Origin of the sequence: Streptomyces sp. UH6 (assembly GCF_013421635.1) — a bacterium.
Taxonomy (GTDB): Bacteria; Actinomycetota; Actinomycetes; order Streptomycetales; family Streptomycetaceae; genus Streptomyces; species Streptomyces abyssomicinicus.
Genome location: NZ_JACADT010000259.1, coordinates 1 through 6,598, shown reverse-complemented (window position 1 = coordinate 6,598; position 6,598 = coordinate 1). Strand labels below are relative to the sequence as shown.

Below are 6,598 nucleotides of genomic sequence, written 5' to 3'. Positions count from 1 at the left end.
GTCTCGCGGGTGAGCAGGTGCCGCGGCCAGGGTGGACTCCGCCGGGCGGGCCGCCCGGCGTCCACCGCGCGGCACCCTGCCGGCCCTGCCTCCTGGAGCGCTTCCATGTCCCCCGTGCAACGCACCGGTCCCGACGGCCGGTCCCGGCGAGACGACCCGGTCGACCTGCTGCTGACCTGCCACCTCGTGCTCAACCAGGAGGCGGCGGCGCCCTTGCGGGTCCACCTCCGCTACGACGTGGCCGAGCCGTTGGGCGTGACTCTGAGCTTCACCGCCGACGGGGACCGCCGGACCCGCTGGGTGTTGGCCCGCGACCTGCTCCAGGAGGGGCTGTACCAGCCCAGCGGCGACGGCGACGTGCGCGTCTGGCCGTCCGGCGGCTGCCGCTGCGGCTGCTCCGGCAGCATCCATGCCCGGATCCTGCTGCAGAGCGCCACCGGGTACGCGCTCCTGGACCTGCCGCTCGAACCCGTGCAGCACTGGCTCGACAGGACCTGGAACCTGGTCCCCGACGGCAGCGAGGAGTCGCGGCTCGACTGGAGCGCCGTCGACCGGCTCACGCGGCCCGGGCCTACGGGCTGACCGGCGCACGGGAGCGGCCCGCCGTGCGCGTCGTGCGCGCGGCGGGCCGCTCGTGCACCGATGTGGGGTCCGGCACCGACGCCGGTCCGGCCCCGCTCGGGTCCGGGACCGACGTGGGGTCGGGGTCAGTGCTTGAAGGCGTCCTTGCCCTTCTCCTTCTTCTCCCGGCCGTGCCCGCGGGCCTCGAGGGCGCCGCCCTTGGCCGCCGTGGTGTCGTCACCGGCGGCGTGGGCCCCCTTGCGGACTGCCTTGCCCAGGATCTTCTCGGCCTTGGCCTTGGCCTTCTCTCCGGCACTCATGGCACTCCCTTCGTAGGCTGTCGTCAGTTCGCCTGCCCGCGAGCGGCCGCCGGAAACGGCATACGTCGTTCCGGTCGGCTGTTCGGCGGCCGCCGCGACCGGCGGCGTGGGGGTGTCCGTCTCGCGCAGTTCGGCCAGGAGCTCGTTCCGTCCCGCCAGCAGCTCGGTCAGGATGCGGCGGGCCGCGCGCAGGAGTTCCGCCACGTCGCCGCCGGCCAGCGCGTAGCTGACGGTGGAACCCTCCCGGATGGACACGACGATGCCGGCGCGGCGGAGGACGGCGAGTTGCTGCGACAGGCTGGAGGGCTCGATCTCGATGTCCGCGAGCAGATCCCGGACCGGGACCGGTCCGTGCTGGAGCAGTTCCAGGATCCTGATGCGGGCCGGGTGCCCCAGCATGCGAAAGAACTCTGCCTTGGCTTGATAGAGGGGCAGTTGCATGGCGCTCTTCCTGCCGGTCGGGGTGGCTGGCCCCATGGCGCGGCGCTCCCAGGCCGCGCCATGGGCATTTGTCCGCTCATCTTCCCGACCCGGCCGACCCGCGTTCACGGATTGGAGTGATCTCCATGTGATGACTTGAAGAACTCTTCAATTCGCGGGCATGGGTCCGCCGGGTCGCCGGGCTGCTCAGACTTCCAGTTGCGCTTCCACCCGCTTGAGCACATGACGGGCCATGGCGAGGTTCGAACGGTCCTTGTCGAGCACGAGGTAGAGGAACAGACCGTTGCCGTTCCGGCCCGTCACCAGCCGGATGAGGTGGTACTGGGTGCCGAGCGTGATCAGGATGTCCTCGATCTGGCTCTTGAGGCCCAGGTGCTCCATGGTGCGGACCTTGGCACGGATGACGTCCGTGTTCCCGGCCGCGGCGACGGTCAGGTCCAGGTCCTTGCCGCCGCCCAGGCTGCCGAGGGCCATGCCGCTGGTGTAGTCGACGACGGCCGCGCCCAGCGAGCCCTCGATCTCGGTCATCAGTTCCTTGAGTGCCACTTCCACGCCCGCCATTGGAGCCCTCCGTTGTTCGTCGACTGGAACGGGCTCCGGTGACGAGCCCGCCTGCGACCGCAACGTACGCGGATTGCATCGGCACGGAGAAAGGTTGATCGGCAATGACACAAGATGATCGAACGGCCGCTTTTGCGCGGCCATCCGATGATAAGAAGAGATCAACCTACTGCCCGTAGTCCGGCGAGTTCCGTGCGATCGCGGTCGGGGGAGCCGCTCCGGTCGTGCAGACCCTCGAGTCCGGCCGCCAGGTCGCCGAGCGCGAGGAAGTCCTCCAGCCGGAGCCCGACGCGGGGGTCGACGTGGTGGAGCGCCGCGGGGGCGGGGGACCAGGCGGCGACGTACAGGTCGTCCAGGAGGGTCGTCTCGTCGTCGACCCAGAGGAACGGGCGGCCCGCGGCGTGCTCGACGATCGCCGCGGTCTTCCAGTGGACGCCGTCGGCCCGCTCCCGGAACAGGTCGTCGCCGAAGTCCACGAACGGCAGCTCCGGCAGGCCGAGGACGGTGCCGATGTGCCGGTTGGCCTCGGACATCCAGGCGGTGGCCCAGCAGATGTCGAAGCCCTGACGGAGCAGGGCGGGGCCGTGGGCCGGGTTGAGCCAGAGCCGCCAGGGACGGGCCTCGAGCGTGGTGGGGACGGGTCGCGCCCGGTACCCGGGCAGGGGCGCCGGCCGTGCGGCGGCGTACGGGTTGAGCGGCCCGTCGACGTCGAGAAAGAGCAGCGGCCGGCTCATGGATCCCCCCTCGTGTCGTCGTACGCGTCCAGCGTCGCGGAAGCGGCGGGCCGGGTCATGAGTACGGGTACTCAGCCTCCCCGGCCGCGGCCCGCGACCGGTCCACCGGATGTCAGGAGCAGTCGAAGCGGTGGGCGACCGGGCGTTCGGGGCAGGCCCGGCACTCGAAGAGGTAGATCCCGCCCGCGTCGCCGAGCATCAGTCCCGCCGGTTCGCGGACGGACAGCGACCGCTCGTCGCGGAAGTCCTCCCGCCCTCCCTCGGCCGCGGGCCGGTCCTCCAGGGGGATCCAGCTGCTCCACACACCGTCGTACTCCCAGCTGGCGACGGTCAGCAGGTGGTCCATGGGCCGCCCGCACGCGTCACAGCCGGGCCACTGGGGAGCTTGGGTCCAGCCGGGGTATCCGCCCAGCTTGACGCCGGGCGCCGAGGCGAGGTCGGACCCGTACTCCAGGCCCGTCTCCTGTTCCAGCAGGGCGAGACGCTCGCGCAGGACGCGCCGCAGGTCACCCGGCAGATCGGCGTCCGGGTACTCGGTGACCTGTTCGGGGTGGAGCACGCAGGGCGAGGGGACGTACTCCTCGGTCGCGCCGGCCGGGGCGGGCGGAGCGGTCCGCACCTCGCCCACGGCCGCGGCCGCCCGCCGGCGGACCACGGGGCTGGGGCAGTACTGCGGGTCGTGGTCGAACGGGCACCACAGCACCTGCAACAGGTCGGTCCCGTCCGGGAACGGAACACCGGGCGCGTCCGCCCGGTGGATCTGCAGGACGGGCACCAGCGGTGTCGCGGTTCCGTCGGGTACTCCGTTCCCCAGGTCGACGTGTGCGTCGGCGTCCGCGCATTCCGGCCACGCCTCCTCCACCGGCCACAGCAGCGGCCCCCCGAACGAGCTCTCCCGGTGCGTCGGGTTCCCCGCCCGCGGGTGGAGCCGGAGCGTCTCACGGCGGAACGGGAGGAGCTCCGGGAAGAGTGCCGCCACGTCGGCGGGGCGGGGCGGGGTGTGCCGGGTCATGACCGACCTCCGGGTGGGGTGCGCGCGACGGCAGGACCCTACGCGGCGCCTCGGACATCGGCGCCGCCCGCCTCGGAGGCCCCGGGCCGTCACCGCCCCCTCGCCGCGGGGGCGAGGGGGCGGTGACGGCCGGGATGGGGGTCTCCTGTCCCACTGTCCGTCGTCAGGCACGGCCGCCCGACGCCGTCACGCGCGGCCGGGCCGGCCCGCCTCGGCACGTCCGGCCGGCCTCGGCACGTCTCGAGACGTCACGACACGTCAAGCGCGGCCGGCCGCCGATCGGTTCAGCCACCTGTCGTTCCGGTGCAGTCCGGGGCCGGCAGGCCGTCCGCGGACCCGTTCGCCGTGTAGCCGAAGGTGACCGTGCCCCCGGCCGCGACCGTGCCGTTCCAGGACGTGTTGCGCACGGTGGCCCGGCCGCCGCTGGTCGTCAGGGTGCCGTTCCACACGTTGGTGATCGTCCGGCTGCCGAGGTCCCAGCTCGCCGCCCAGCCGGTCAGCGGGGCGGTCCCGGTGTTGCGCACCGTCACGTCGGCCTGGTAGCCGCCGGACCAGGAGCTGGTCACCTTGGCGGTCACGGTGCAGATCCCGCTGCCCGGTGTCGGGGTGGGGGTCGGAGTGGGCGTGGGCTCGGGCTCGGTCACCGTGCCGTACGTCAGCCCGTGCCCATAGGGGAACAGGGCGTCCTTGCCGTCACCCTGGTTGATCGGCTGCTGCGAGGCGCTGCGCATCCAGGTCATGGGCAGTTTGCCGGTCGGCCTGTGGTCGCCGAACAACACGTCCGACACGCCGCCGCCCTCGGTGCCCGGCAGCCAGGCGGCGATCAGGGCCTTCCAGTCGGGCAGCTGCGCGGCGATGTCCAGCGGCCGGCCGGAGACCAGCACGACCACCACCGGCACGCCGCTGGCCTTCAGCTTCGCCAGGGTCTGCAGGTCCTCCTGGTCGAGGCCCATCGCGCCCGGCCGGTCGCCGCGGCCCTCGGCGTACGGGGTCTCGCCGACCACGGCGACGGCCGCCGTGTAGCTGCCGTCGATGCCGTTCCCGTACCGCTCGTAGGTGACGCGCGAGGAGTCGGTGGCGGCCTCTCGGATGCCCTCCAGGACGGTGGTGCCGGGGGTGATGTCGCCGCTCCTGCCCTGCCAGCTCATCGTCCAGCCACCGCTCATGTTGCCGATGTCGTCGGCCGACTTGCCGGCCACGAACAGCTTGGCGGACTTGGCCAGCGGCAGCACGCCGCCCTCGTTCTTGAGCAGCACCTGCGACGCGCGCACGGCCTGGCGGGCCAGCGCCCGGTGCTCGGCGGAGCCGACCGTCGAGGTGTACGCGCGGTCCGTCAACGGCTTCTCGAACAGCCCGAGCCGGAACTTCTGGGTGAGGATGCGGCGGTTGGCGTCGTCGATGCGTGACATCGGCACCCGGCCGGCGTTCACCTCGGCCCGCAGGAGGCTGATGAACTTCTTGTAGTCGGTCGGCACCATGACCATGTCGACGCCCGCGTTGACCGCCTTGCTCACCTCGTCGGCGGTGAAGCCGGTCTGCCCGTCGAGCTGGTCGACGGCCGCCCAGTCGGAGACCACGAAGCCGTCGAAGCCCAGCTCCCCCTTGAGCAGGTCCGTGACGAGGAACTTGTGCCCGTGCACCTTGACGCCGTTCCAGCTGCTGTAGGACAGCATCACCGAGCCGACGCCCCGGTCCACCGCCGCCTTGAACGGCGGCAGATGGACGGAGCGCAGTTCGGCCTCGGTCAGCTGGGTGTTGCCCTGGTCGGTGCCGTTCGTGGTGCCGCCGTCGCCGATGTAGTGCTTGGCGGTGGCCAGTACGGAGGCCGGCGCCGAGCCGGGTCCGTCGGCCCCCTGGAAGCCGTCGACGACGGTGGCCATGGAGGAGACCAGCTCGGGCGTCTCGCCGAACGACTCGTAGGTCCGGCCCCAGCGGTCGTTGCGGGCCACGCACAGGCACGGGGCGAAGGTCCAGTCGACGCCCGTGCCGGACACCTCCTCGGCGACCGCCCGTCCGATCCGCTCGACGAGCGCGGGGTCGCGGGTGGCGCCCAGGCCGATGTTGTGGGGGAAGATCGTCGCGCCGCGGACCGCGTTGGCGCCGTGCACCGCGTCGATGCCGTAGATCATCGGGATGGCGAGCGGTGTGGCGACGGCCTGCCGCTGGAGGGCGTCGTAGGTGTCGGCCCAGGTCTGCGCGGTGTTGGGGCTCACCGTGCCGTCGCCGCCGGACAGGACCGAACCGAGGCGGTAGGTCTTCACGTCTGACTGGGGGACGATCGCGTCCTTGTCCGCCTGCGTCATCTGACCGATCTTGTCGTCCAGCGTCATCCGCGCCAGCAGGTCGTCCACCCGTTCGTCGACGGCCAGGGAGGCGTCCTGGTACGGCAGCGCCGCGGCCTGGACGGTGGCGTCGGCCGACGGCTGGGCCACCGTCAGCACGGCCAGGGTGAGAAAGGCCGCGACGACGGACAGGGCGGCCGTCAGCCGCTTGCGGCGTCGGTAGCCGGAGCGGCCGCGGTGGTAGGTCGTTGGTCTCATCGACAGGCCTTTCGGATGCGCGCGGGTGCGGAAGCGGAAGCGGCCGGGACCGGAAGGATTCCCGCCTCTGGGCGGTCCGGACGGAAATGGCCACGAATGCCGTAGTGGAACGTCCTTTCGGTATGCCGGCGGTCCCGCCGTGGGGAAGGACGGCGGGACCGTGGTGCGGCGGTGCGTCCCTGCGGTGGTGCGTTCTTGCGGCAGTGCGTCCTGCGGTGGAGCCGGTGCGGAGTGCGGGCGGAGCCGGGAGTGCGACGGCCCGCCCACCGGGTCGGCGAGCCGGTGAGCCGGCCGCTTCGGCCGCGGCACCGCGGGAGAGAGGCGGCCGGCGACCACGGCTCCGCCTTGAGAGCCCGCAGGCGGCGCGATCGCTTCTGTCCCGCTGTGTGCCGTTCTGGTGCGTCACAGAATCGAGAGGACTTACACGAG

The 6,598-nt window shown here is 72.3% G+C and carries 5 protein-coding genes and 1 pseudogene; 1 reads left to right on the top strand and 5 read right to left on the bottom strand.

The genetic code is table 11. The features are described 5' to 3' along the window. The first annotated feature begins 105 nt into the window (after nt 1-105). Entirely contained in the window at nt 106-582 is a 477-nt protein-coding gene (locus HW445_RS14680; RefSeq protein WP_180221463.1) for an SsgA family sporulation/cell division regulator, read from the top strand. Between the two features lie 392 nt (nt 583-974). Here the strand turns inward: HW445_RS14680 and HW445_RS14675 are convergent. The 5 genes and pseudogenes from HW445_RS14675 to HW445_RS14655 form a co-directional block, all read right to left on the bottom strand. After that, a pseudogene (locus HW445_RS14675) lies at nt 975-1,322 on the bottom strand (ArsR/SmtB family transcription factor); the annotation flags it as partial. A gap of 186 nt (nt 1,323-1,508) precedes the next feature. Then, nucleotides 1,509-1,883 carry a hypothetical protein gene (locus HW445_RS14670; RefSeq protein WP_151772580.1) on the bottom strand — a complete coding sequence of 125 codons (375 nt, stop codon included), beginning with the start codon at nt 1,881-1,883 and terminating at the stop codon, nt 1,509-1,511. A gap of 161 nt (nt 1,884-2,044) precedes the next feature. Next, nucleotides 2,045-2,617 (bottom strand): HAD domain-containing protein, encoded by a 573-nt coding sequence (locus HW445_RS14665; protein ID WP_257231073.1) that lies wholly within the window; start codon nt 2,615-2,617, stop codon nt 2,045-2,047. A 112-nt stretch (nt 2,618-2,729) separates the two neighbouring features. Further along, nucleotides 2,730-3,629: a DUF1963 domain-containing protein gene (locus HW445_RS14660; RefSeq protein WP_180221462.1), complete on the bottom strand. Its 900-nt coding sequence runs from the start codon at nt 3,627-3,629 to the stop codon at nt 2,730-2,732. Between the two features lie 284 nt (nt 3,630-3,913). Beyond that, nucleotides 3,914-6,169 (bottom strand): glycoside hydrolase family 3 N-terminal domain-containing protein, encoded by a 2,256-nt coding sequence (locus tag HW445_RS14655; RefSeq protein ID WP_180221461.1) that lies wholly within the window; start codon nt 6,167-6,169, stop codon nt 3,914-3,916. Between the last annotated feature and the right edge of the window lie 429 nt (nt 6,170-6,598).